Source organism: Aquisalimonas lutea, assembly GCF_030409225.1.
Taxonomy (GTDB): Bacteria; Pseudomonadota; Gammaproteobacteria; order Nitrococcales; family Aquisalimonadaceae; genus Aquisalimonas; species Aquisalimonas lutea.
Map to the genome: position 1 here is coordinate 254,726 of NZ_JAUFPK010000004.1, position 24,555 is coordinate 279,280.

The 24,555-nt window shown below is 70.3% G+C and carries 22 protein-coding genes; 20 read left to right on the forward strand and 2 right to left on the reverse strand.

Annotated elements, in window-relative coordinates:
- Positions 1–49 precede the first annotated feature (49 nt).
- The 10 genes from dnaE (at position 50) to truD (ending at position 12,674) form a co-directional block, all read left to right on the forward strand.
- Positions 50–3,556, forward strand: a complete 3,507-nt coding sequence (gene dnaE / locus QWY84_RS12325) for a DNA polymerase III subunit alpha (protein ID WP_290203010.1) — start codon at positions 50–52, stop codon at positions 3,554–3,556.
- Between the two features lie 150 nt (positions 3,557–3,706).
- Positions 3,707–4,666: an acetyl-CoA carboxylase carboxyl transferase subunit alpha gene (gene accA / locus QWY84_RS12330; protein WP_290203388.1), complete on the forward strand. Its 960-nt coding sequence runs from the start codon at positions 3,707–3,709 to the stop codon at positions 4,664–4,666.
- 53 nt (positions 4,667–4,719) lie between these two features.
- Positions 4,720–6,030, forward strand: coding sequence for a tRNA lysidine(34) synthetase TilS (gene tilS / locus QWY84_RS12335; RefSeq protein WP_290203011.1), 1,311 nt, complete (start codon positions 4,720–4,722; stop codon positions 6,028–6,030).
- Positions 6,031–6,231: 201 nt separating this feature from the next.
- Positions 6,232–7,860 carry a CTP synthase gene (gene pyrG / locus QWY84_RS12340; protein WP_290203012.1) on the forward strand — a complete coding sequence of 543 codons (1,629 nt, stop codon included), beginning with the start codon at positions 6,232–6,234 and terminating at the stop codon, positions 7,858–7,860.
- Between the two features lie 33 nt (positions 7,861–7,893).
- Complete coding sequence (gene kdsA / locus QWY84_RS12345; RefSeq protein ID WP_290203389.1) at positions 7,894–8,730, forward strand: 3-deoxy-8-phosphooctulonate synthase; 837 nt, start codon at positions 7,894–7,896, stop codon at positions 8,728–8,730.
- 54 nt (positions 8,731–8,784) lie between these two features.
- Complete coding sequence (gene eno / locus QWY84_RS12350; protein WP_290203013.1) at positions 8,785–10,074, forward strand: phosphopyruvate hydratase; 1,290 nt, start codon at positions 8,785–8,787, stop codon at positions 10,072–10,074.
- Positions 10,075–10,137: 63 nt separating this feature from the next.
- On the forward strand, positions 10,138–10,410 hold the full coding sequence (gene ftsB, locus QWY84_RS12355; protein WP_290203014.1) for a cell division protein FtsB: 273 nt from the start codon (positions 10,138–10,140) through the stop codon (positions 10,408–10,410).
- On the forward strand, positions 10,407–11,132 hold the full coding sequence (gene ispD, locus QWY84_RS12360; protein ID WP_290203015.1) for a 2-C-methyl-D-erythritol 4-phosphate cytidylyltransferase: 726 nt from the start codon (positions 10,407–10,409) through the stop codon (positions 11,130–11,132). Before ftsB ends, ispD begins: the two co-directional genes overlap by 4 nt.
- Before the next feature lies 1 nt (position 11,133).
- The gene (gene ispF / locus QWY84_RS12365; protein ID WP_290203016.1) at positions 11,134–11,613 is read left to right on the forward strand and encodes a 2-C-methyl-D-erythritol 2,4-cyclodiphosphate synthase; all 480 of its coding nucleotides are present in this window, start codon (positions 11,134–11,136) and stop codon (positions 11,611–11,613) included.
- Positions 11,610–12,674, forward strand: a complete 1,065-nt coding sequence (gene truD, locus QWY84_RS12370; protein WP_290203017.1) for a tRNA pseudouridine(13) synthase TruD — start codon at positions 11,610–11,612, stop codon at positions 12,672–12,674. Before ispF ends, truD begins: the two co-directional genes overlap by 4 nt.
- On the opposite strand, the gene QWY84_RS12375 is transcribed toward truD, so the two are convergent.
- Complete coding sequence (locus QWY84_RS12375) at positions 12,650–13,186, reverse strand: Smr/MutS family protein (protein ID WP_290203018.1); 537 nt, start codon at positions 13,184–13,186, stop codon at positions 12,650–12,652. The genes truD and QWY84_RS12375 overlap by 25 nt on opposite strands.
- A 131-nt stretch (positions 13,187–13,317) precedes the next feature.
- On the opposite strand from QWY84_RS12375, the gene surE reads away from it, so the two are divergent.
- The 5 genes from surE (at position 13,318) to rpoS (ending at position 17,393) form a co-directional block, all read left to right on the forward strand.
- Positions 13,318–14,070 carry a 5'/3'-nucleotidase SurE gene (gene surE / locus QWY84_RS12380; protein WP_290203019.1) on the forward strand — a complete coding sequence of 251 codons (753 nt, stop codon included), beginning with the start codon at positions 13,318–13,320 and terminating at the stop codon, positions 14,068–14,070.
- Positions 14,067–14,735, forward strand: coding sequence for a protein-L-isoaspartate(D-aspartate) O-methyltransferase (locus QWY84_RS12385; RefSeq protein WP_290203020.1), 669 nt, complete (start codon positions 14,067–14,069; stop codon positions 14,733–14,735). Before surE ends, QWY84_RS12385 begins: the two co-directional genes overlap by 4 nt.
- A complete protein-coding gene (locus tag QWY84_RS12390; RefSeq protein WP_290203021.1) occupies positions 14,732–15,313 on the forward strand; it encodes a YqaA family protein in 582 nt (193 codons plus the stop codon). Before QWY84_RS12385 ends, QWY84_RS12390 begins: the two co-directional genes overlap by 4 nt.
- A gap of 80 nt (positions 15,314–15,393) precedes the next feature.
- The gene (locus QWY84_RS12395; protein ID WP_290203022.1) at positions 15,394–16,152 is read left to right on the forward strand and encodes a peptidoglycan DD-metalloendopeptidase family protein; all 759 of its coding nucleotides are present in this window, start codon (positions 15,394–15,396) and stop codon (positions 16,150–16,152) included.
- A 212-nt stretch (positions 16,153–16,364) separates the two neighbouring features.
- Positions 16,365–17,393: an RNA polymerase sigma factor RpoS gene (gene rpoS, locus QWY84_RS12400; RefSeq protein WP_290203023.1), complete on the forward strand. Its 1,029-nt coding sequence runs from the start codon at positions 16,365–16,367 to the stop codon at positions 17,391–17,393.
- A gap of 25 nt (positions 17,394–17,418) precedes the next feature.
- Here rpoS and QWY84_RS12405 read toward each other — a convergent pair whose 3' ends face one another.
- On the reverse strand, positions 17,419–17,802 hold the full coding sequence (locus tag QWY84_RS12405) for an Mth938-like domain-containing protein (protein WP_290203024.1): 384 nt from the start codon (positions 17,800–17,802) through the stop codon (positions 17,419–17,421).
- A 133-nt stretch (positions 17,803–17,935) separates the two neighbouring features.
- Between QWY84_RS12405 and alaC the strand changes: the two genes are divergently transcribed.
- Genes alaC through recJ form a run of 5 tightly spaced genes read left to right on the forward strand, consistent with a single transcriptional unit; the run spans position 17,936 to position 24,427 of the window.
- Positions 17,936–19,141 (forward strand): alanine transaminase, encoded by a 1,206-nt coding sequence (gene alaC, locus QWY84_RS12410; RefSeq protein ID WP_290203391.1) that lies wholly within the window; start codon positions 17,936–17,938, stop codon positions 19,139–19,141.
- Entirely contained in the window at positions 19,138–20,448 is a 1,311-nt protein-coding gene (locus QWY84_RS12415) for a homoserine dehydrogenase (RefSeq protein ID WP_290203025.1), read from the forward strand. The genes alaC and QWY84_RS12415 overlap by 4 nt, the downstream gene beginning before the upstream one ends.
- A 37-nt stretch (positions 20,449–20,485) precedes the next feature.
- Positions 20,486–21,622: a threonine synthase gene (thrC, locus tag QWY84_RS12420; protein WP_290203026.1), complete on the forward strand. Its 1,137-nt coding sequence runs from the start codon at positions 20,486–20,488 to the stop codon at positions 21,620–21,622.
- A gap of 25 nt (positions 21,623–21,647) precedes the next feature.
- Positions 21,648–22,694 carry a hypothetical protein gene (locus tag QWY84_RS12425; protein ID WP_290203027.1) on the forward strand — a complete coding sequence of 349 codons (1,047 nt, stop codon included), beginning with the start codon at positions 21,648–21,650 and terminating at the stop codon, positions 22,692–22,694.
- Positions 22,691–24,427: a single-stranded-DNA-specific exonuclease RecJ gene (gene recJ, locus QWY84_RS12430; protein ID WP_290203028.1), complete on the forward strand. Its 1,737-nt coding sequence runs from the start codon at positions 22,691–22,693 to the stop codon at positions 24,425–24,427. The genes QWY84_RS12425 and recJ overlap by 4 nt, the downstream gene beginning before the upstream one ends.
- Positions 24,428–24,555: the final 128 nt, after the last annotated feature.

A 24,555-nucleotide genomic window follows, 5' to 3' on the forward strand; every position in this document is an offset into this window, starting at 1 on the left:
GCTTCATAATACGGCCCTACCCGCCCCAGCGCACAGGAACGGCCGGAGCATGACGCAGCAGTATGTCCATCTGAACGTCCATACCGAGTTCTCCCTGGTGGACGGCATCGTCCGCATCAAGCCCCTGGTGGAGGCTGCGGCCGCCAGCGGCATGCCGGCGGTGGCGATTACCGACCAGGGCAACCTCTTCGGCATGGTCAAGTTCTACAAGGCGGCGCTGGACGCCGGCGTCAAGCCCATTGTCGGCGCCGACCTCTGGGTGGAGGACCCGGACGCGCCGGAAGGCCGCTCGCGGTGCGTTGCGCTGTGCCGTAACAGCACCGGCTACACCAGCCTCACGCGGCTCATCAGCCGCAGCTATCTCGAGGGGCAGCAGGGCGACCGGCCGGTGGTGCAGCGGGACTGGCTGCGCACGGACAACGCCGGGCTGATCGTCCTCTCCGGCGGGCGCGAGGGCGACGTGGGGCGGGCCCTGGTCAACGGCGACCACGCCCAGGCGCGGCGCAAGCTCGCCTTCTGGCAGGAGCTGCTGGGCCAGGACTATTACCTGGAGCTGCACCGGTGCGGGCGTCCGGGCGACGAGGAGCACCTGCACCAGGCGGTGGCCCTGGCGGCGGAGACGGATGCGCCCGTGGTCGCCACCAACGCCGTGCGCTTTGTCAACAGCGATGATTTCGAGGCCCACGAGGCCCGGGTGTGCATTCACGAGGGGCGAACCCTGGAGGACAGCCGCCGGCCCCGGGACTTCGCGCCGGAGCAGTACCTGCGCACGCCGGAAGAGATGGCGGCGCTGTTCGAGGATCTCCCGGAGGCGCTGGAGAACACGGTGGAGATCGCCCGGCGGTGCAACCTCGAGCTCACCCTGGACAAGGACTACCTGCCGGACTTCCCCATCCCCGAGGGGCTCACGGTGGACGAGTACCTGGCTCAGGAGGCCCGCCGCGGGCTGGAGGAGCGCCTGCCGCGGCTGCTCGATCTCGAGGCGCCGGGGGCGGACGAGCGGCGCGTTCAGTACCAGGAGCGCCTGGAGCGCGAGCTGGGCGTCATCAGCCAGATGGGGTTTCCGGGCTACTTCCTGATCGTCGCCGACTTCATCCGCTGGGCCAAGGGCGAGGACATCCCGGTGGGGCCGGGCCGGGGCTCCGGCGCCGGCTCCCTGGTGGCCTACGCGCTGGAGATAACCGACCTGGATCCGCTGCGTTACGACCTTCTCTTCGAGCGCTTTCTCAATCCCGAGCGCGTGTCCATGCCGGATTTCGACGTGGACTTCTGCATGGAGAAGCGCGACCGGGTCATCGACTATGTGGCCGACAAGTACGGCCGCGAGAAGGTCTCGCAGATCGCTACCCACGGCACCATGGCCGCCCGGGCGGTGGTGCGCGACGTCGGCCGCGTGCTCGGTCACGGCTACGGATTCGTGGACCGCATCGCCAAGATGATCCCCTTCGAGCCGGGCATGACCCTGGACAAGGCGCTGGAGCAGGAACCCGACCTGCGCGCCCGCTACGACGAGGACGAGGAGGTCGCGGCGCTGCTCAACCTGGGCATGAAGCTCGAGGGCATCGCGCGCAACGTCGGCAAGCACGCCGGCGGCGTGGTAATCGCGCCGTCGCCGCTGACCGATTTCACGCCGCTGTACTGCGAGCCCAACGGCCAGGGGCTGGCGACCCACTACGACAAGGATGACGTCGAGGCGGTGGGCCTGGTGAAGTTCGACTTCCTGGGCCTGCGCACGCTGACCATCATCGACTGGACCGTGAGGGCCGTGAACGCCATCCGCGGCGAGCGCAACGAGACGCCGCTGGATATCGGTACGGTGCCGCTGGACGACCCGCCGACCTTCGAGCTGCTCAAGCGCTGCGCCACCACGGCGGTGTTCCAGCTGGAATCCCGCGGCATGAAGGACCTGATCAAGCGCCTGCAGCCCGACAGCTTCGAGGACATCATCGCCCTGGTGGCGCTGTTCCGCCCCGGCCCGCTGCAGTCGGGCATGGTCGAGGACTTCATCAGCCGCAAGCACGGCCACTCGCGGGTGGCGTACCCGACGCCGGAGCTGGAGCACCCGGAGCTGGTCGAGGTGCTCAAGCCCACCTACGGGGTCATCCTCTACCAGGAGCAGGTGCAGCGCATCGCCCAGGTGCTCGCCGGCTACAGCCTGGGGGAGGCGGACCTCCTCCGGCGGGCCATGGGCAAGAAGAAGCCCTCGGAGATGGCCAAGCAGCGGGAGATCTTCCTCAAGGGGGCCATGGCCAACGGGCTCAGCGAGCAGCACGCCGAGGGCATCTTCGACCTCATGGAGAAGTTCGCCGGCTACGGCTTCAACAAGTCCCACTCCGCGGCCTACGCGCTGCTGTCCTACCAGACCGCCTGGCTCAAGGCGCACTATCCGGCGCCGTTCATGGCGGCGGTGCTGTCGTCGGATATGGATCACACCGACAAGGTGGTGACGCTCATCGACGAGTGCCGGGCCATGGGCCTGGAGGTCCTGCCGCCGGACATCAATCGCTCGGATTTCCAGTTCCGGGCCGCGGACGAGCGCACCGTGGTCTACGGCATCGGCGCCATCAAGGGGGTCGGGCAGTCGGCCATCGAGGCCCTGGTCAGCGAGCGCGACGCCAACGGCGCATACGCCGACCTGTACGACCTCTGCCGCCGGGTGGACCTGCGCCGGGTCAACCGCCGCGTCCTGGAGGCCCTGGTGCGGGCGGGCTGCCTGGACAGCATCGGCGCCAATCGCGCCACCCTGCTGTCGCAGATCGGCCCGGCGCTCAAGGCGGCGGAGCAGAGCGTGCGCAACGCCGAGGCCGGGCAGACCGACATGTTCGGGCTGACCCTGGCCGGCGGCGGCGATGCCGACAGCGGCGAGCGCCCCCCGGATCTGCCGGAGTGGGACGAGGAGGAACGGCTGGCCGGCGAGAAGGAGACGCTGGGGCTGTTCCTCACCGGCCACCCGATCACGCGCTACGAGCCGGAGCTGGAGAGGATCGTCACCGGCCGCATCAGCGAGCTCGCCGGCGGCGGCGACAGCGGCAGCGGCCGGCGCGAGAAGAACGTCGTCACCGCCGGCCTGGTCATGTCGCTGCGGGTGCGCAACACCCAGAGCGGCAACAAGATGGGCTTCCTGGTGCTGGACGACCGCACCGGGCGCATCGAGGTCAACCTGTTCACCGAGGCCTACCGCAAGTACGGCGCGCTGCTGGGCAAGGACAAGCTGCTGGTGGTGGAGGGAGCGCTCGGCTACGACGACTTCAGTGACGCCTGGCGGATCAATGCCGACAAGGTCTACGACATCGGCGAGATTCGCAACGTCTACGCACGGCGGCTGGTGGTGCGCATGCACAGCGACCGCCTCGGCAACGGTGCCCTGGATCATCTCCAGGAGGCACTGTCGCATTTCCGCGAGGGCCATTGCCCGGTCTGCCTGGAGTACCATCGGCCCGATGCGCGCGCCGTGCTGCGCTTCGCCGACGACTGGCGGGTGCGCCCCACGGACGAGCTCATCAAGCGGCTGGACAGCCTCTCGGGCGGGGCGGGCTCCGTGCGGGTCGAATACTGACCGGGCTGGTAACGGTTGCCACCCGGCTCGGGACTGGCATACGGTATGCGCTTCGTCGGCGTGGCCTCGCTGCGGCGTGGACCGGCATGAACGCCAGCAGGGCCCTGTGCCATGAATGAGTACCAAGTCGAGCAACCGGATCGCGAGGTCATGAGCCTGAATTTTCTGGATTTTGAACGCCCCATCGCGGAGCTCGAGGCCAAGATCGATGAGCTGCGCTACGTGGGTGACGACAACGATCTCAACATCAGCGAGGAGATCCGTCGCCTGCAGGACAAGAGCGTCCATCTGACCGAGCAGATCTTCTCGAACCTGTCGGCATGGCAGATCGCCCAGCTGGCGCGTCATCCACAGCGGCCCCATACGCTGGACTATATCGGCCATATCTTCACCGAGTTCGAGGAGATGCACGGCGATCGGGGCTTCGCCGATGACCCGGCCATCGTCGGCGGCGCGGCCCGCCTGGACGGACGCCCGGTGATGGTCATCGGTCACCAGAAGGGCCGCGACACCCGCGAGAAGGTGCGGCGCAACTTCGGCATGCCGCGGCCGGAGGGCTACCGCAAGGCGCTGCGGCTCATGGAGATGGCGGAGCGCTTCGATCTGCCGCTGATCACGCTCATCGACACCCCCGGGGCCTATCCCGGGGTCGGGGCCGAGGAGCGCGGGCAGAGCGAGGCCATCGCCCGGAATCTCATGGCCATGTCGCGCCTGCGCACCCCCATCGTCGCCACGGTGGTGGGCGAGGGGGGCTCCGGCGGCGCCCTGGGGATCGGCGTCGGCGACCAGCTCCTGATGCTGGGCTACAGCACCTACTCCGTGATCTCGCCCGAGGGTTGCGCCTCGATCCTTTGGAAGAGCGCCGACCGCGCCCAGGATGCGGCCGAGGCCATGGGCATCACGGCATCGCGGCTGCACGAGCTCGGCCTCATCGACCAGGTGATCCAGGAGCCCCTGGGCGGCGCGCATCGGGATCCGGCGGGCATGGCCCAGCGGCTGCGGGAGGTCCTCATCGAGAAGCTGGACATGCTGGCCGCCAAGGATTTCGAGACGCTCCTGGCGGAGCGCGAGCGCAAGATCCAGGGCTACGGCAACTTCCGCACGGCCTGAGCCCGCACCGACCGCGGGCGCTTCCTGACCGGAACCCGTGTCCGGGAGGGACGATGACCATCACCGATGCCGCCATTGTCGAGCGCGTCCGGGCCCTGGGTGGCGCGGCCGGCTACGTGGTCGCCTACAGTGGCGGCCCGGATTCCCACGTTCTCCTGCACGCCCTGGCCCGGCGCCGCGAGGCACTGGGCGCGCCGCTGCGGGCCGTGCACGTCAACCACCGCCTGCACCCGGATGCGGCCGCCTGGGCGGAGCACTGCCGGGTACAGTGCCGGGCCCTGGACGTGCCCCTCCATGTCGCTCAGGCCCCGGAGGCGCCGCCGGCGGGCGCCGGCGAGACCTGGGCCCGCGAGGTGCGCTACGGGCTGTTCGCCGACGCGCTGGGCGACGACGAGCTGCTTGTCACCGCCCATCACCGGGACGACCAGGCGGAGACGGTGCTGCTGCGCCTGCTGCGCGGCAGCGGCGCGGACGGCCTCGGCGGCATTCCGGCGGTGCGGCGCCTCGGTGCGGGGCGGGTGGGGCGGCCCTTGCTGGATTGCTCCCGGGAGGCTCTCCAGGCCTACGCCGCCGAGCACCGGCTGCCGGTGCTGCATGATCCCGGCAACGACGATACCCGCGCCGACCGCAACTTCCTGCGGCAGCGGGTCCTGCCCGTGCTGCGGGAGCGCTGGCCGGCGGCGTGGAAGAGCATGGCCGCCTCGGGGGCGTTGCTGCGCGAGGAGCAGGAGCTGGTCGACCGCTATGCCGACGCGCTGCTGACGGATGCGCAGTCCCCGCAGGGGGCGCTGCGCTGCGCGGCGCTGCGCCCGATGCCGCCGCCGGCGCGGCGGCGCGTGCTGCGGCGCTGGCTGCAGCGGCGGGGGCTGCCGCTGCCGGGAGGAGCCCGCCTGGAGGCCGGTGCGCACATGCTGCTGGAGGCGGGCGCGGACCGCGCGCCGGCCATGGTCTGGCCGGGCGGGCGGGTCCGCCGCTACCGGGACTGGCTGTACGCGGACACCGGCAGCGGCGGCAGCGCCGCGCACGGGGATGCCCTGGTCTGGGACCTGACCGGGGACGTGCACCTCGGGCACGGCTGGCTGCGCGTGGTCCAGGATTCCCGCGGCCTGGACCCCGCGGCCGTCAGCGAGGGCGTGCGGGTCCGGTATCGCCGCTACGGCGAGCGCTGCCGCCCGCTCGGGCGACCCCGGCGGTCGCTGAAGAAGCTCTTCCAGGAGGCCGGCGTCCCGCCGTGGCAGCGCGATCACTGGCCGCTTCTGTGCCGCGGCGACGACGTGGTTGCCGTCCCCGGCATCTGCGTGTGCGAGGGCTACGCTGCGCCGGCGGGGCCGGAGGCGCTGCGGGTCCTCTGGGAGCCCGACTGACCGGGAGTCGCGTTGTGCCGGGGCGGGCGTTCTGTTACTTTTAGCGCCGATTCAGGCAGCGCGAATTCCGGTCTGCGGTCACCGGCCGCAGGCTGCGCGTGCGTGCATTGGTCGGGGCCGGCCCCGTCAGCAGGTGCTCGCCCTTCGTTGCCTCCCGAGCGCGGGCTGCCGCGATCCGCCGTGCTTAAGCAAAGAGTACCTATGACCCGATACATCTTCATCACCGGCGGCGTTGTCTCCTCCCTGGGCAAGGGCATCGCCTCGGCCTCGCTGGCGAGCATCCTCCAGGCGCGCGGGCTGCGCGTGACCATGATCAAGCTGGACCCGTACATCAACGTCGATCCGGGTACCATGAGCCCGTTCCAGCACGGCGAGGTCTACGTCACCGACGACGGCGCCGAGACCGACCTGGACCTGGGACACTACGAGCGCTACGTGCGCATGCGCACCGGGCGCGTGAACAACTACACCACCGGCCGCATCTACGAGAACGTCATCCGCAAGGAGCGCCGCGGCGAGTATCTGGGCGGCACGGTGCAGGTCATCCCGCACATCACCGACGAGATCAAGCGCTGCATTCGCGAGGGCGCCGACGGGCACGACGTGGCGCTGGTGGAGATCGGCGGCACCGTGGGCGACATCGAGTCGCTGCCGTTCCTGGAGGCGATCCGCCAGATGGGCGTGGAGCATCGCCGCGAGAGCCTGTTCATCCACCTCACGCTGGTGCCGTTCATCGACGCCAGCGGCGAGATGAAGACCAAGCCCACGCAGCACTCGGTCAAGGAGCTGCGCTCCATCGGCATCCAGCCGGACATTCTCATGTGCCGGTCCACCCTGCCCATACCCGATGACGAGCGGCGCAAGATCGCGTTGTTCACCAACGTCGAGCAGGACGCGGTCATCTCGGCGCTGGACGTTGACGACATCTACAAGGTCCCGCTGGCGCTGCACGACCAGGGACTGGATGACATCGTCGCCGACAAGCTGCGCCTGGAGCTGCCGCCGGCGGATCTGTCCGACTGGGAGCGCGTGGTCGAGGCCCGCTCGCATCTCGAGGGCGAGGTGACCATCGCCATGGTGGGCAAGTACGTCAACCTGGCCGATGCCTACAAGTCCCTGTCCGAGGCGCTCATCCATGCCGGCATCCACACGCGCACCCGCGTGGTGGTGCGCTCCGTGGATTCCGAGGAGATCGAGCGGCTGGGGCCGGAGCAGCTCGCCGACGTGGACGCGATCCTCGTCCCGGGCGGCTTCGGCGAGCGGGGCGTGGAAGGCAAGATCGCCGCGGCCCGCTATGCCCGCGAGAACGACATCCCGTACCTGGGCATCTGCCTCGGCATGCAGGTGGCGGTGATCGACTACGCGCGTCACGTCGCGGGGCTGCAGGACGCCCACAGCACGGAATTCCGGGCCGATACGCCGCATCCGGTGATCGGCCTGATCACCGAGTGGATGACCGACGACGGCCGCATCGAGCAGCGCGGCCCGGACGACGATCTCGGCGGCACCATGCGCCTGGGCGGGCAGCCGTGCAATCTCGAGCCGGGTTCCCTGGCCGCTCGCGCCTACGGCGCCACGGAGATCGTGGAGCGCCACCGGCACCGCTACGAGTTCAACAACCACTACGCCGAGCCGCTGCAGAACGCGGGGCTGCGGATCTCGGGCTGGTCCGGCGACGGCAACCTGGTGGAAGTCGTGGAGCTGCCGGACCACCCGTGGTTCCTCGGCTGTCAGTTCCACCCCGAGTTCACGTCCACGCCGCGGGACGGCCACCCGTTGTTCTGCGGGTTCGTGCGCGCGGCGCTGTCCCGGGAGCGTGACACCTCGTGACGCCATCGGCGGGAGGTCGCGACCATGGCAAGCATTGATCTGTGCGGATTCCGGGCCGGCCTGGACGAGCCCCTGTTCCTGATCGCCGGGCCGTGCGTCGTGGAGTCCGAGCAGCTGGCGCTGGATACCGCCGGCGAGCTGCGCGCCATCAGCGAGCGCCTGGGCGTGCCGTTCATCTACAAGTCCTCCTTCGACAAGGCCAACCGCTCCTCGCGCAGCAGTTTCCGCGGGCCGGGCATGGAGGAGGGGCTGCGGGTCCTCGAGACGGTCCGCCGGGACATCGGCGTGCCCGTGCTCACCGATGTCCACGAGGACACGCCCCTGGCCGAGGTGGCCAGCGTCGTCGACGTGCTGCAGACGCCGGCGTTCCTGTGCCGGCAGACCAACTTCATCGAGAACGTGGCCCGGCAGGGCCTGCCCGTGAACATCAAGAAGGGCCAGTTCCTCGCCCCCTGGGACATGGGCAACGTCGTGGACAAGGCCCGGGGCGCGGGCAACGACGCCATCCTCGTGTGCGAGCGCGGCGTCTCCTTCGGCTACAACAACCTGGTTTCCGACATGCGCTCCCTGGCGGTGATGCGCGATACCGGGGCGCCCGTGGTATTCGATGCCACGCACTCGGTGCAGCTGCCGGGCGGCCAGGGCCATGCCTCCGGCGGCCAGCGCGAGTTCGTGCCGGTGCTGGCGCGCGCGGCCGTGGCGGCGGGCGTGGCGGGGGTGTTCATGGAAACGCACCCGGATCCCGAGCGGGCCCTGTCCGACGGGCCGAACGCCTGGCCGCTGAGCCGCATGGAAGAGCTGCTGGAGACGCTGCTGACGCTGGATCGCACCGTCAAGGCGAACGGCCTGGCCGAGCGGACGCTGCCCTGAGCCGCGCTGCCGGGCGGCTCGTGGACCGAATCCGAAGCAACAGGAATGGAACCCATGGCGACCATCGAGACTGTCAAGGCGAGAGAGATCCTGGATTCCCGCGGCAATCCCACCGTGGAGGCGGACATCACCCTGGACACCGGGGCGTTCGGCCGGGCGGCGGTGCCCTCCGGGGCGTCGACGGGGACCCGCGAGGCGGTGGAGCTGCGCGACGGCGACAGCAACCGCTACCTGGGCAAGGGCGTGCGCCAGGCGGTGAGCAATGCCAATACCGTCCTGGCCGAGGCGCTGCAGGGAATGGATGCCGGCGACCAGCGTGCCATCGACGAGCGCATGCTGGCCCTGGACGGCACCGACAACAAGAGCCGCCTGGGGGCCAACGCCCTGCTGGCGCTGTCCCTGGCCGTGGCCCGGGCCGCCGCCGACGAGCGGCGCCTGCCGCTGTACCGGCATCTTGCGCCGGCGGGTGAGCACCTGCTGCCGGTGCCCATGATGAACATCCTCAACGGCGGTGCGCACGCGGACAACAGCGTGGATCTCCAGGAATTCATGATCCTGCCCATCGGTTTTGACAGCTTCCGTGAAGCGCTGCGGGCCGGAACGGAAGTCTTCCACGCGCTCAAGAAGGTGCTCGCCGCCAAAGGCCTGAGCACGGCCGTGGGGGACGAGGGCGGTTTCGCGCCGGATCTGCCGTCCAACGAGGCGGCCCTGGAGACCATCGCCGAAGCCGTGGCCCGGGCCGGCTACACCCTGGGGCAGGACATCTGGCTGGGCCTGGACGTGGCCAGCTCCGAGTTCTACGAGGACGGTGCCTACGTCCTGGCCTCGGAAGGCAAGCGCTACAGTGCCGCCGAGTACTGCGAGGTCCTGGCGGACTGGGTGGATCGCTATCCCATCATTACCATCGAGGACGGCATGGACGAGGGCGACTGGGACGGCTGGAAGGCCCTGACCCGGCGCCTGGGCGACCGCTGTCAGCTGGTGGGCGACGACCTGTTCGTCACCAATACGCGCATCCTGCAGCAGGGCATCGATCAGGGCGTCGCCAACTCCATCCTCATCAAGTTCAACCAGATCGGCACGCTGACCGAGACCCTGGACGCCATCGCCATGGCGGACCGGGCCGGCTACACGGCCGTGGTCTCGCATCGGTCCGGGGAGACCGAGGATACGACCATCGCCGACCTGGCGGTCGCCTCCAGCGCCACGCAGATCAAGACCGGGTCGCTGTGCCGCTCGGACCGGGTCGCCAAGTACAACCAGCTCCTGCGCATCGAGGAGGACCTGGGCGAGAAGGCCGTCTACGCGGGCCGCAAGGCCTTCCCGAACCTCAAGGGCTGGTGACCCCGCGACGGTCTCTGGCGCAATCGTGTATGGTTGCGCCAGAGAAGCTCTCGGACGGGCGGTATGCGCATCGTAATCGGCGGACTGGCATTGTTGCTCGTGGTCCTGCAGGCCCAGTTGTGGTCCGCCAGCGGCGGATTGCCGTCGGTGTGGGAGATCCAGCGCGAGATCGCGGACCAGAAGGCCGAGAACGAGGAGCTGCGACAGCGCAACGCTGCCCTGGAGGCGGAGGTCCGGGACCTCAAGGACGGCCTGGACGCCGTCGAGGAGCGTGCGCGCAATGAGCTGGGCATGATCCGGGAGGACGAGGTGTTCTACCAGGTGGCCGATGAATGACTGAAGGCATGGCCCCGCGGGTCTGGGCCGTGGTGCCGGCCGCAGGTGTCGGTCGCCGCATGTCCAGCCATGTACCCAAGCAGTATCAGCCCGTGCTCGGGCGACCGGTCATTACCTGGAGCCTGGAGACCCTGCTGGCAGTCCCCCGGGTGGCGGCGGCGGTGGTTGCCGTCAGCCCGGAGGACGGCTGGTGGGAGGGCACGGAGCCCCCGGACGGCAAGCCGACCTACCGGGTGACCGGCGGCCGGGAGCGGGCGGATTCGGTGCTTGCGGCACTGCGCTTCCTCGCCCGCGAGCTCGCCGGCGAGGGGGACTGGGTGCTGGTGCACGACGCCGTGCGGCCGTGCCTGCTGCCGGCGGCGGTGGAGAACCTGCTGGATGCCGGCCTGGCCGGCGACGGGCAGGGTGCCCTGCTGGCCATCCCGGTGCGGGATACGCTCAAGTACGCGAGCCCGGACGGCACCGTGGCGCGCACCGCCAGCCGTGACTGCCTGTGGCAGGCGCAGACGCCCCAGCTGTTCCCGCTGGGGGCACTGCGGGATGCCCTGGAGGCGGCCCGCGGCCGGGGCGAGCCCGTCACCGACGAGTCCCAGGCCATGGAGCGGGTCGGATATGCCCCGAGGCTCGTCGAGGGCGACGCCGGCAACCTCAAGATTACCCGCCCGGAGGATCTGCTCCTGGCCGAAGGCATCCTCCGCGCCCGCCGGGAAACGGGGGAATGACATGAACCTGCGCATCGGCCAGGGCTACGATGTCCACCGTTTCGGCGACGGTGGGCCGCTCGTCGTCGGCGGCGTGCCGATTCCCTGGGACCGCGGCGTGATCGCCCACTCGGACGGCGACGTCCTGCTCCACGCCATTGCCGACGCCCTGCTCGGGGCCCTGGCCGACGGCGATATCGGCCGTCATTTCCCGGACGATTCGCCGCAATGGCAGGGGGCCGACAGCGCGGAGCTGCTCGCGCGGGTGCACGAGCGGGTCCGGCACCAGGGATACCGGGTGAACAACGTGGATGCCACCATCGTTGCCCAGGCGCCGCGCATGGCCCCGTACATCGATGCCATGCGCGGGGTCGTCGCCGGCGCGCTGGAGGTGGACACGGACCGGATCAGCGTCAAGGCGACCACGACGGAACGGCTGGGGAGCATGGGCCGGGAGGAGGGCATCGCCGCCCAAGCCGTGGTCCTGCTGGTGTCCCCGTGAGCGGGAACGACGGCACCGCCCCGGGCCTGGAACAGGCCTGGCACGCGCTGCCGCGGGCCCACGGCGCGCCGCCGGTCACGGCGACGCTGCGGGCCGATCCGGCGGACTTCCGGGTCCGGGAGGATCTGGGGGTGGCACCGGACGGCGCCGGCGAGCATCTCTGGGTGCGTGTGCGCAAGACGGGCTGGAACACCGCGGATGCGGCCGCGTGGCTCGCCGAGGCCGCGGCGTGCAGGACGCGGGACGTCACCTGGGCCGGGCTCAAGGATCGCCGGGCGGTCACCGAGCAGTGGTTCGGGATGCATCTGCCGGGGCGCACGGGGGGCCTGGAAGCCGGCACGGCGCCTGCCGGCATCGAGATCCTGGAGCAGGCCCGGAACACGCGCAAGCTGCGCACGGGCATGCTGCGCGGCAATGCCTTCGAGCTGACCCTGCGTGACGGCGAGGGGGCCTGGCCGGCCCTGGGCGCAAGGCTGGCGCGCATCGCCGGTTTCGGCGTACCCAACTACTTCGGCGAGCAGCGCTTCGGCCACGACGGCGGCAATCTCGCCGGGGCCTGGCGCCTGTTCGACGGAGCGCGCCTGCGCAGCCGGCACCGGCGCGGGCTGTACCTGTCGGCGGCGCGCTCGTTCCTGTTCAACGCCGCCCTGGCGCGGCGCGTGGAGCAGGCGAGCTGGGACCGGCCGCTGCCCGGCGACGTCATGACCTTCACCACCAGCGCCAGCCTGTTCCGGGCCGACGATCTCGCACCGGGCGACCCCCGGCTGGCCTCGGGGGATGTTCACCCGACGGGGCCGCTGCCCGGGCGCGGCGGCACCGGGCCGGACGGCGAAGCAGGCGCCCTGGAGGACGCCGTTCTCGGCCGCTGGCCGGGGGCGTGCCGGGGACTGGAGCGCCTGGGCGTGGATGCCGCCCGCCGGGCGCTGCGCCTGCCGGTGCGCGATCTCTACTGGTATCGCGAGGGCAGCACGCTGGTGCTGGGCTTCTGGCTGCCGGCCGGGGCCTATGCCACGGCGGTGCTCCGGGAGTGCGTGGCTCAGCGCGAGCGCAGCAGGACGTAGACGGCACCGGTGCCGCCGTCCACCGGCCGGGCGGAGGCGAACGCCAGGACTTCCTCCAGCTGCCGCAGCCAGCGATCGACCAGCGTCTTGAGGACCGGCCCGCGGTTGCGGGAGCGCAGCCCCTTGCCGTGGATGATGCGCAGGCAGCGCAGGTCCCGCGCCCGGCAGTCGTTGATGAACCGGCGCAGCTCCTGCCGCGCGGTGTCCGCCGTCATGCCGTGGAGGTCCAGCTCGGCCTGGACGCTGTACTGGCCGCGGCGGAGCTTGCGCAGCGCACGCTTCTGCACCCCGGGGCGCAGGAATGCCAGCTCGTCGCCGGTCTCCACCTCGTCCGGTTCCAGGGGGCCGTCCAGGAGCTCCTCCATGACCCGGCGCTCGTCCATGTGGCGCTGGTGGGGCACGGGGCTGGGCCGGGGCTTCCGCGGTTCCACGCGGTTGTGCTGCAGCGGCTGCACGTCCTCGACGGCCGCGCGGAACAGGGCGCTGTCGTCGTTGTCGTCTTCCCGGCCCATGGTGCGTCTCCGCAGGCGTTGGCGTTTCTCCCGAGTCTAGCGCGCCGGCCGGGGGCGTGACGACGTCGGCGGCAGGTGTCGGTATACTACACACCCAGCGCGCAGCTCATTTATCCTGCACGGAATTACGGATGCACATACTGATCAGCAACGACGACGGCTACCAGGCCGAGGGAATCCAGCACCTGGCACAGGGGCTGGAGCACCTGGGCCGCATCACCGTCGTGGCGCCGGACCGGGATCGCAGCGGCGCCAGCAACTCGCTGACCCTGGATCTGCCCATCCGGGCGGTGGAGGTGAGCGCCCGGCGCTACCGGGTGGAAGGCACGCCCACCGACTGCGTGCACCTGGCGGTCACCGGCCTGCTGGACGAGGATCCGGACATGGTGGTCTCCGGCATCAACGCCGGCGCCAACATGGGGGACGACGTGCTCTACAGCGGCACCGTGGCGGCGGCCACCGAGGGGCGGTTCCTGGGCCTGCCGGCCATCGCCGTTTCCCTGGTCAGCCACGAGCCGCAGCACTACGCCACGGCGGCACGGGTGGCCGCCTTGCTGGTGGAGCGCCTGACCCGGGACCCGCTGCCGGCGGATACCATTCTCAACGTCAACGTCCCCGATCGGCCCTGGGAGGAGCTGTGCGGCTTCGAGGCCACGCGCCTGGGGGAGCGGCACCGTTCCGAGCCGCTGATTCCGGCGACGGATCCGCGCAACCGCCCGATCTACTGGATCGGGCCGCCGGGGCCGGAGCAGGACGCCGGGCCGGGTACGGATTTCCATGCCGTGCGCCGGGGCTACGTCTCGGTGACGCCGATCCAGGTGGATCTCACGCGCTACGAGGCCCTGGAGAAGGTGGCAGGCTGGGTGACGGGACTGAACCGATGAAGGACGAGAACGAACGCCGGGGGATCGGCATGACCTCCCAGCGGACCCGCGAACGCCTGGTCCAGCGATTGCGCCAGGAGGGCATCCGCAACGAGGCGGTGCTCAACGCCGTCAGCAGTACACCGCGGCACCTGTTCGTGGACGAGGCCCTGGCGAGCCGGGCCTACGAGGATACGGCCCTGCCCATCGGCGACGGCCAGACCATCTCCCAGCCGTTCGTTGTCGCGCGCATGACCGAGGCGCTGATCGACGACGGCATCCCGCAGCGGGTCCTGGAGCTGGGAACCGGATCCGGCTACCAGGCGGCGATCCTGGCGCAGCTCGTTCCGGAAGTGTTCACCGTGGAGCGGATCCAGCGGCTCGCCGACCAGGCGCGGCGGCGCCTGCGGGAGCTGGACTACCGCAACGTGCGCGTGCGCCACGGCGACGGGGTCACGGCCTGGGAGGGGGAGGCGCCCTTCGACGGCATTCTGGTCACGGCGGCGCCGCGGGGAGTGCCGCAGGAGCTGTTCGCGCAGCTCGCCGACGGCGGCCGGCTGGTGGTGCCGGAAGGCCCGCAGGGCCATCCCCAGGAACTGGTCGCCTACCACCGGCACGGCGACGAGCTGAGCCGGCACGGCATGGGCCTGGTCAATTTCGTTCCCCTGGTCGGCGGCACGCAATGACCGGGATCTTCTCCCGGCTCTACACGCGGACCCTGCGGCTGGCGGCCCACCGGCACGCGCCGCGGTGGCTGTTCGCGCTGAGCTTTGCCGAGTCGTCCTTTTTCCCCATTCCCCCGGACGTGATGCTCATGCCCATGGCGCTGGCACGGCCCGCCCGCGCCATGCACCTCGCCCTGCTGACCACGGTGGCGTCCGTGCTGGGCGGCCTGCTGGGCTACCTCATCGGCTACTTCGCCCTGGAGCTGGTGGAGCCCTGGATCCGGCAGGCGGGGTACGGGCACGCGCTGGCCACGGCCCGGGAATGGTTCCGTCTTCACGGCTTCTGGGTGGTGCTGCTGGCCGGGTTCTCGCCCATTCCCTACAAGGTCTTCACCGTGGCGGCGGGTGGCCTCGCCCTGCCGCTGCTGCCGTTCCTCCTTGCCTCCCTGGTCGGGCGGGGCAGTCGCTTTTTCCTGGTGGCCGCGCTGGTGGGCTGGGGAGGCGCCCGTGTGGAGCCGTGGCTGCGCCAGTACGTGGACTGGATCGGCTGGGCGTCGGTGGCGGTGCTCGTGGCCGCGTATTTCGTGTTCGTTCACTGAGGGCGTTTCCCGGCGCACACGGCCGGACGGGCGTGGCAGAATGAGCGTCATCGCCGCTTCGCCGAGCATGGATTCATGCCATGGATCGTGGTAATCCGCTGACACCGCTTGTGCTCGTTGCTGCCCTGCTGACGGCCGGGTGCGCGGGCGACCATCTCGCCCCGGTGTCGGAGCGCAGTCGCGGCGGGGCCGGGGCCGGCAGCGGCTACTACGAGGTCCGGCGCGGCGATACCCTCTACGGCATCGCCTGGGACCACGGCCTGGATCACCGCAAGCTCGCCCGGTGGAACGATCTGGACTCGCCCGACCGGATCTACGCAGGGCAGCGATTGCGGCTGTCGCCGCCGCCGACCACGGGCAGCAGCAGCCGGCAGCGGGCGAGCTCCGGTACGAGCGCTTCGTCCGGGCAACAACGCGCGTCTTCCCGCGGCTCCGGGGCGGGTACCGAGGGCGCGGCTTCGGGACCGGGGCCGGACGAGTGGCGCTGGCCCACCGAGGGTGAGGTGGTCAAGTCGTTCTCCGCGGAGGCCGACGGCAAGCAGGGGATCAGCATCGGCGGCGAAGCCGGGCAGTCCATCCGGGCCGCCGCCGACGGCGAGGTGGTCTACAGCGGCGCCGGGCTCGTCGGCTACGGCAATCTCGTCATTCTCAAGCATTCCGGCAACTTTCTTACCGCCTACGGCTACAACCGGCGCCTTCTCGTCGAGGAGGGCCAGCGCGTCAGCGCCGGGGAGGCCATCGCGGAGATGGGCTCCGCCATCGGCGAGGACGGCACGCGGCTGCACTTCGAGCTCCGCAGCGACGGTCGGCCGGTCGATCCGCTGCGCTACCTGCCCTGAGCACGGGCCGCCGTTCCGGTGGCCCGTGCTCGCCTTCCCGAACGTTTGTAACTCTCTGTAAAAAAAGAAAATTGCGGTGCATCAACATGGGCGTTGCACGCCCATTGACAGGGGCATATAGTGGGAATCGGACGCCCTTCGGTTGTCCATTCGGGTCCCCGTACCAGGGATCTGTTCCCCGGACGGGCGGCAGGTATGGTGGAGGGGAAGCCATGACAAGAAAACGAAGCGCGGAAGCAACGCTGGTTGCTTTCGACGACGCCTCAGGCATCGCTGCAGACAAGGCTACGGAGGAGAACAGGGAGGACGAGCTGCCCATGGACGGCCCGGAGGAGAGCGTCGTGGTCCCCGAGGCCGGGGCAGTGGACGCGGAGGAGACGCAGTTCGCTCCCGGCGAGAGTTCCGGCGCCAGCCTGGATGCCACCCAGATCTACCTCAACGAGATCGGCTACTCGCCGCTGCTGACAGCGGAGGAGGAAGTCTACTATTCCCGCCGGGCGCAGAACGGATGCGAGGCCTCGCGGCGGCGCATGATCGAGAGCAACCTGCGTCTGGTGGTCAAGATCGCGCGGCGCTACATGAACCGCGGGCTCGCCTTCCTGGACCTCATCGAGGAGGGCAATCTGGGCCTGATCCGCGCCGTGGAGAAGTTCGACCCGGAGCGGGGCTTCCGGTTCTCGACCTATGCCACCTGGTGGATCCGGCAGACCATCGAGCGGGCCATCATGAACCAGACCCGCACGATTCGCCTGCCGATCCACGTCATCAAGGAGATCAACCAGTGCCTGCGCACGGCGCGCAGGCTGACCCAGACCCTGGACCACGAGCCCACCGCCGAGGAGATCGCCCGGGTGCTGGACCGGCCCCTGGCGGACGTGCAGCGGATGCTGGGGCTCAACGAGGGAACCACCTCGGTGGATACCCCCATCGGCAAGGACGCGGACCGGGTGCTCCTGGACGCGATCCCGGACGAGAACAATCCCGACCCCTCGGCCGTGCTCCAGGACGGCGACGTGTACAACCACATCGACTCCTGGCTGGAGCAGCTCACGGAGAAGCAGCGGGCGGTGGTGGAGCGTCGCTTCGGTCTCCACGGCCACGAGCGTTCCACGCTGGAGGACGTGGGCCGCGATATCGGGGTCACCCGCGAGCGTGTCCGGCAGATCCAGATCGATGCGCTGCGCAAGCTGCGCGAGGTCATGGAGCGCGAGGGGTTCTCCCAGGACGCCGTGTTCGGCTGAAGCCGGCGGGCGGGGGCAGCGGCGGTCAGGTGTCGCGTTCGATCATGAACAGCACCGCGGCCACGTGCCGCTCCTCCGCCGCCAGGACGTTGTACGTGCGGCAGGCGGCTTCGGTGGTCATCACCTCGATTCCCACGCCGGCCTGAATGGCGCGCGCCATCAGTCGCCGGTCCGGGAACTGCTGGTAGCGTCCCGTCCCGATCAGCACGATCTCCGGCTGCATGGCGACCAGCTCGTCGAGATGCGCCTCCGTCAGCCCCGGCGGCTGCTCGGGACCCCAGTCGTCGTGGAGGCGCTCCGGCGTCAGCAGCAGCGTGCGCGTCAGCACCGTCTCGTTCACGGTGACCGTGCCCGTGTCGTAGCTGCGGATGCGGTTGGATTGGCCGGTGTGTTCCAGGGTCAGCTTCATACCGGGAACGATACGAGTTTGTCCGCAGGTGATCAATCGGACGAGCCGCCCGGTCCGGCCACCGGGCGGCCGTGCAGAACCGGCTCCCGATCATTTACAATGCTGCCCTTCCGCAGGGTTCAACGGATGGTGACTGGTGGACGCCGACTTTCCCCGAATCAAACGACTGCCGCCGTACGTGTTCAACATCGTCAATCAGTTGAAGGCGGAGGCGCGTGCGCGCGGGGAGGACATCGTCGATTTCGGCATGGGCAACCCGGACCGGCCGACGCCGCAGCACATCGTCGACAAGCTCACCGAGGCGGTGCAGCGCCCTGATACCCACCGCTATTCCGTCTCCCGCGGCATTCCGCGGCTGCGCCGGGCGGTGTGCAACTGGTACGCGGACCGGTTCGGCGTGTCGCTGGACCCGGAGGGCGAGGCCATCGTGACCATCGGCTCCAAGGAGGGGCTGGCCCACCTCGCCCTGGCGACCCTGGGGCCGGGCGACACGGTGCTGGTGCCGAATCCCGCGTATCCGATCCACCCGTATGGCGTCATCATCGCCGGCGCCGATATCCGGCATGTCCCGCTGGTCCCGGGAGTGGACTTCTTCGCGGAGCTGGAGCGGGCGATCCGGGAGAGCTGGCCGCGACCCAAGATGCTGGTGCTGAACTTCCCGGGCAATCCCACCGGGCAGTGCGTGGATCGGGAGTTCTTCGAGAATGTGGTGGCCATCTGCCGCGAGCACGAGATCTGGGTGGTGCACGACCTGGCCTACGCGGAGATCACCTTCGACGGCTACCGTGCGCCGTCCATCCTGGAGATCCCCGGCGCCAAGGATATCGCCGTGGAATCGTACTCGCTGTCGAAGACCTACAACATGCCCGGCTGGCGGGTGGGGTTCGTCTGCGGCAACCCCGATCTGATCGCGGCGCTGGCGCGCATGAAGTCGTACCTGGATTACGGTATGTTCACGCCCATCCAGGTGGCCGCGATCTCGGCCCTGGAAGGACCCCAGGAGTGCGTGGACGAGATCCGCGAGATGTATCGCCGCCGGCGCGATGTCCTGTGCGACGGGCTCAACGCCCTGGGTTGGGCGGTGGATAAGCCGCGGGCGACCATGTTCGTCTGGGCGCCGATCCCCGAGGCCTACCGGGACATGGGCTCGCTGGAGTTCTCCAAGAAGCTGCTGCGGGATGCGAAAGTGGCGGTATCCCCCGGAATCGGTTTCGGCGACTATGGCGACGATCACGTGCGTTTCGGGCTGATCGAAAATGAACATCGGACCCGTCAGGCGCTCCGGGGCATCAAGGCGATGTTCCGGCGGGATGCCGAGGCGGGGGAGGTAAGTGCGTGACTGCGGTGAAAGTAGGCCTGCTGGGGCTCGGTACGGTGGGTGCCGGGACCATCAATCTCCTGGAGCGGAACAACGACGAGATCGCCCGCCGCGCCGGCCGCGGGATCAACGTGGTCGCGGCGGCGGCGCGCAATCTCGACCGCCCGCGCGGGTGCTCCACCCAGGGGATCCGCCTGACCACGGACCCGTTCGAGGTGGTCAACGATCCGGAAACGGAGATCGTCGTCGAGCTCATGGGCGGCTACGAGCCGGCGCGGGAGCTGGTGATCCGGGCGCTGAAGAACGGCAAGCACGTGGTGACCGCCAACAAGGCGCTGATCGCCCTGCACGGCAACGAGATCTTCGCCCACGCGCGGGACAACGGCGTCACCGTGGCCTTCGAGGCCGCCGTGGCCGGCGGCATCCCGATCATCAAGAGCATTCGCGAGGGCCTGGCGGGCAACCGCATCGAGTGGCTGGCCGGGATCATCAACGGCACCGCCAACTTCATCCTCTCGGAGATGTACTACGAGGGCCGGCAGTTCGCCGACGTGCTGGCCGAGGCCCAGCGCCTGGGCTACGCGGAGGCGGATCCCACCTTCGACGTGGAGGGCGTGGACGCCGCCCACAAGCTGACTATCCTGGCGTCCATCGCCTTCGGCATCCCGCTGCAGTACGACAAGGTCCACGTCGAGGGGATCAGCCACATCAGCCGGGAGGATGTGGCCTACGCCGAGGAGCTCGGCTACCGCATCAAGCACCTGGGTATCTGCCGGCAGACCGACGAGGGCATCGAGCTCCGGGTGCATCCCACGCTGCTGCCCCAGCGGCAGCTCCTGGCCAGCGTCGACGGCGTCATGAACGCGGTCATGGTCATGGGCGACGCCGTCGGCCCGACGCTCTACTACGGTGCCGGGGCCGGCGCCGATGCCACCGCTTCCGCGGTCGTGGCGGACCTGGTGGACGTGGTGCGGGAGTTCGAGCTGGACCCGGTCAACCGCGTGCCGTACCTGGCATTCCAGTCGACGGCGCTGTCCGATGCGCCGGTGCTGCCGGTGTCCGCCATCGTGACGGCGTACTACCTGCGCATGGAGGTCCTGGATCAGCCGGGCGTGCTGGCGGATATCACCCGCATCCTGGGCGAGGCGGGGATCAGCATCGAGGCGATCCTGCAGAAGGAGCCGGCACCCGGGGCCGAGGACGTCCCGGTCATCCTGCTCACCCACCCGGTGCGCGAGCGCCAGATGGACGAGGCCCAGGAGCGCATGGAGGCCCTGGAGGCCGTGCAGGGGCGCATCACGCGCATTCGCCAGGAACAGTTGCAGTAAACGCCGGTTTGCCGGCCACGGACAACGGACACACACCATGCCATTCCGACCGCGCTATACCGGGCTGATCAGCAAGTACCGGGACCGCCTCCCCGTCAGCGACGACGCCCGCCCGGTGAGCCTGGGCGAGGGCAACACGCCGCTGATCCGGCTGAACCACATCCCCGGGGATCTCGGCCGCGACGTGGACCTGTACGTGAAGTTCGAGGGGCTCAACCCCACGGGCTCGTTCAAGGACCGCGGCATGACCATGGCCGTGACCCGGGCGCGGGAGGAGGGCAGCCAGGCGGTGATCTGCGCGTCCACCGGCAACACCTCGGCCTCCGCGGCCGCCTACGCGGCCCGGGCCGGCATGCGGGCGTTCGTGCTGATCCCCGACGGCAAGATCGCCATGGGCAAGCTCGCCCAGGCGATCATGCACGGCGCCGAGGTCCTGCAGATTGCCGGCAACTTCGACGCCGGCATGCGCATCGTCAAGGAGATGGCGGACCACGCCCCGGTGACCATCGTCAACTCCATCAACCCGTACCGCCTGCAGGGCCAGAAGACCGCTGCCTTCGAGATCGTCGAGGAGCTGGAGCGGGCGCCGGACTTCCACTGCCTGCCGGTGGGCAACGCCGGCAACATCACCGCCCACTGGATCGGCTATTGCGAGGCCGCCGGCCGCCGCACCGACCACCTGACGGACGCCTGCAACTTCTGTCACGGCAGCTGCCGCTACACCAGCGCCGTGGTCGGCGACCGGCCCACCATGGTCGGGTACCAGTCCACGGGCTCGGCGCCGTTCCTGCGCGGGGCGATGGTGGAGGAGCCGGACACCGTGGCCACCGCCATCCGCATCGGCCATCCGCAGTCCTGGGACAACGCCTGGAGCGCAAGCCGGGAGTCCGGCGGCTGGTTCGACGAGTGCACGGACGAGGAGATCCTCGAGGCCCAGCGATGGCTGGCCGCGCGCGAGGGGGTGTTCTGCGAACCCGCCTCGGCGGCATCGGTGGCCGGAGCCATGCGGGACATCCGCAGCGGCCGGATCCCCGAGGGCAGTACCGTGGTCTGCACCCTGACGGGGCACGGCCTCAAGGACCCGGATATCGCCATCAGCCAGTCCGGCAACGCCATCCGCACCATCCCCGCGGAGCTGGACGACGTGCGCCGGGCGATTCTCGATCGCCTGTGACAGCGATGCGGCCGGTGGCGCGACCATGACCGCACCCGGATCGACAACGCGGGCGCGTCTGTACCTGCGCCTGCCCGGGCTTCTGGGGCCGGTGCCGTCGGACGCGGTGTCGCTGGTGTCGTCCACGCCCGAGCACGAGCGCCTGGCACGGCTGCTCTCCCGGGGCCGGCGTCTGCCCCCGGTGGACCCTCGCTCGGCGCCGCCGGGGTTCCATCCCGGAGGGACGGACGACGCGCTGCCGGCCGGGCCGCTGGGCCTGCTCGGGGACGGCGGCGATCCGGGTCCGGACTTCTGGTTCCGCGCCGACCCGGTGCACCTGGTCGCCGACCGCGATCGCCTCCGGCTGCTCGGCCCCGAGGCCCTGGACGTCCGGCAGGACGAGGCGGACGCGCTGGTGTCCGCGTTCAACGACTTCTATGCCGACGACGGCCTGGAGCTGGCGGCGCCCACGGCGGCGCCGTGGTACCTGCGCTGCCGGACGCAGCCGCGGCTCGCCACCGTCCCCCTGGCCCGGGCCCTGGAGGCGACGGTGGACGAATCCCTGCCCACCGGACCGGATGCCCCGGCGTGGCGGGCGCGGCTCAACGAGATCCAGATGTTCCTCCACGACCACCCGGTGAATCAGGAGCGCGAGAGCCGCGGTCAGCCCATGATCAACGGCATCTGGCCGTGGGGCGGGGGCGTGCTGCCGTCCATTGCCGCGGACTGGCATCGGGTGCTGGGCGATGACCCGCTGCTCCTCGGGCTGGCGCGGGCCGGGTCCGTGGACACCGGACCATGGCCGCCGGACGCGCGCGCCCTGCTGGACGGCCCGATGCCGCCGTCCACCCTGGTGGTCACGGAAACGCTGCCGGTGGTCCGGGACGGCATGTCGTTCTCGGCCTGGGAAGAGGCCGTCGCCCGGCTGGCCGACCAGTGGGCCCAGCCCCTGGAATCCGCCCTGCGCGAGGGGCGCCTGGGCGAGCTGACCATCGATGCCGGCAGCGCCGGCCGCCGGGTGATCCAGCGGGCGAGCCTGCGCGCGTTCTGGCGGCGTCCGCGCCCGTTCACGCGGTTGCTCGCCACGTCATGAGGATCCGGCGCCGCTGTCCCGACCCCGCGGCCGAGAGCGCGCTGTCCGGGCTGCCGCCGGTTCTCCGGCGCGTGTACGCCGGCCGCGGGGTCGATCACCCGGACGAGCTGCGCCAGGAGCTCGGGGCGCTGGCGCCGACCGACGGACTCCACGGCCTGGAGGCCGCGGTGGGGTGCCTGGCCCGCGCCATGATCGGCGATCGGCGCATCCTGGTGGTCGGCGACTTCGATGCCGACGGCGCGTCGAGCTGCGCCCTGGCGCTGCTCGCCCTGCGGGGCATGGGCGCGCGGCACGTCGACTACCTGGTGCCGAACCGGTTCGAGTACGGCTACGGTCTCAGTCCCGAGATCGTGGCCGAGGCCGCACGTTCCGCGCCGGACCTCCTGGTGACCGTGGACAACGGCATCTCCAGTGCCGACGGCGTGGCGGCGGCGCACGCGCACGGCATGGAAGTGCTGGTCACGGACCACCACCTGCCCCCCGAGCACCTCCCCGACGCCCGGGCCATCGTGAACCCGAACCTGCCGGGCGACGGCTTCCCCAGCAAGCACCTGGCGGGTGTCGGGGTCATCTTCTACGTCCTGGCGGGGCTGCGGCAGGAGCTGCAGCGGCAGGGCTGGTTCGCCGATGCCGCGCCGCCACAGCTGGGCACTCTCCTGGACCTGGTGGCCCTGGGGACGGTGGCCGATCTCGTGCCCCTGGATCACAACAATCGCATCCTGGTGGAGCAGGGGCTCCGCCGCATCCGGGCCGGGCGCGGCCGACCCGGGATCATCGCATTGCTGGAGGTCGCGGGGCGCGACCCGTCCTGCTGCACCGCCACCGATCTCGCCTTTGCGGCCGCACCGCGCCTGAATGCAGCGGGACGGCTGGACGACATGGCGGTGGGAATCGAGTGCCTGCTGGCGGGCTCACCGGGAGAAGCCGCGGAGCTCGCCGGTCGGCTGGACGCACTCAATCGCGAGCGCCGCAGCATCGAGAGCCGGATGGAAGAGGAGGCCGTGGCCGGCGTCAACGCGCTCACGGATACCCTCGCCGAAGGGGGCGCGCCGCCGGGGATCTGCGTTACCGACGAGACATGGCATCAGGGGGTGGTGGGCATCGTGGCGTCACGACTCAAGGAACGGTTCCACCGCCCCGTGGTCGCGTTCGCGCCCGTGGCCGCCGGTGAGCTCAAGGGCTCCGCCCGCTCGGTGCCGGGTCTGCACATGCGCGACGTCCTGGAGCGGGTGGCAACGGATCACCCGGGGCTGATCGAGCGATTCGGCGGCCATGCGGGGGCGGCCGGCCTGACGCTGCGGACGGATCATTTCGCCGCGTTCCGGGAGGCCTTCGTCGCGGCGGTGGATGCCGCACTGCCCGCGGAGGACCGCGATGGGGTCCACGAGACCGACGGCCCGCTGCGGCCCGGGGAGCTGACCCTGGAGCTCGCGCATGTCCTCCGTGATGCAGGACCCTGGGGCCAGGGGTTTCCCGAGCCGTCGTTCGACGGCTGCTTCCGGGTCCAGCAGGCCCGCGTGGTGGGCCAGCGCCATCTCAAGATGCGCCTGCAGCCCGAGGAGGGCGATACGGTCGTGGATGCGATCGCCTTCCGCGCCCTCGACGCGGGCTGGGACGAGCGGTTGCCGTCCCGGATTCACGCGGTGTACCGGCTGGACGTCAACCGCTGGCAGGGGCGCGAGAGCCTGCAGCTCGTGGTGGAGGCCATGGCGACTGCTGCGTCCCGTGAATAACTCGCCGTTGCCCGTGGCCGCCAGAATGTGACCTGTCTGGCAGATTGGCTGTCCGGCGCTTCACTGCCGATCCCACTTGGTTACGATGAAATGCGGAGACGGAAGCGCTCCGGTTTCACGGGTGGTGC

Excerpts from the sequence above, each read along its gene's own strand:
- dnaE (WP_290203010.1), top strand. The coding sequence starts at position 50 with ATGACGCAGCAGTATGTCCATCTGAACGTCCATACCGAGTTCTCCCTG.
- accA (WP_290203388.1), top strand. The coding sequence starts at position 3,707 with ATGAGCCTGAATTTTCTGGATTTTGAACGCCCCATCGCGGAGCTCGAG.
- tilS (WP_290203011.1), top strand. The coding sequence starts at position 4,720 with ATGACCATCACCGATGCCGCCATTGTCGAGCGCGTCCGGGCCCTGGGT.
- pyrG (WP_290203012.1), top strand. The coding sequence starts at position 6,232 with ATGACCCGATACATCTTCATCACCGGCGGCGTTGTCTCCTCCCTGGGC.
- eno (WP_290203013.1), top strand. The coding sequence starts at position 8,785 with ATGGCGACCATCGAGACTGTCAAGGCGAGAGAGATCCTGGATTCCCGC.
- ftsB (WP_290203014.1), top strand. The coding sequence starts at position 10,138 with ATGCGCATCGTAATCGGCGGACTGGCATTGTTGCTCGTGGTCCTGCAG.
- ispD (WP_290203015.1), top strand. The coding sequence starts at position 10,407 with ATGACTGAAGGCATGGCCCCGCGGGTCTGGGCCGTGGTGCCGGCCGCA.
- ispF (WP_290203016.1), top strand. The coding sequence starts at position 11,134 with ATGAACCTGCGCATCGGCCAGGGCTACGATGTCCACCGTTTCGGCGAC.
- QWY84_RS12375 (WP_290203018.1), bottom strand. The coding sequence starts at position 13,186 with ATGGGCCGGGAAGACGACAACGACGACAGCGCCCTGTTCCGCGCGGCC.
- surE (WP_290203019.1), top strand. The coding sequence starts at position 13,318 with ATGCACATACTGATCAGCAACGACGACGGCTACCAGGCCGAGGGAATC.
- QWY84_RS12385 (WP_290203020.1), top strand. The coding sequence starts at position 14,067 with ATGAAGGACGAGAACGAACGCCGGGGGATCGGCATGACCTCCCAGCGG.
- QWY84_RS12390 (WP_290203021.1), top strand. The coding sequence starts at position 14,732 with ATGACCGGGATCTTCTCCCGGCTCTACACGCGGACCCTGCGGCTGGCG.
- QWY84_RS12395 (WP_290203022.1), top strand. The coding sequence starts at position 15,394 with ATGGATCGTGGTAATCCGCTGACACCGCTTGTGCTCGTTGCTGCCCTG.
- rpoS (WP_290203023.1), top strand. The coding sequence starts at position 16,365 with ATGACAAGAAAACGAAGCGCGGAAGCAACGCTGGTTGCTTTCGACGAC.
- QWY84_RS12405 (WP_290203024.1), bottom strand. The coding sequence starts at position 17,802 with ATGAAGCTGACCCTGGAACACACCGGCCAATCCAACCGCATCCGCAGC.
- thrC (WP_290203026.1), top strand. The coding sequence starts at position 20,486 with ATGCCATTCCGACCGCGCTATACCGGGCTGATCAGCAAGTACCGGGAC.
- QWY84_RS12425 (WP_290203027.1), top strand. The coding sequence starts at position 21,648 with ATGACCGCACCCGGATCGACAACGCGGGCGCGTCTGTACCTGCGCCTG.
- recJ (WP_290203028.1), top strand. The coding sequence starts at position 22,691 with ATGAGGATCCGGCGCCGCTGTCCCGACCCCGCGGCCGAGAGCGCGCTG.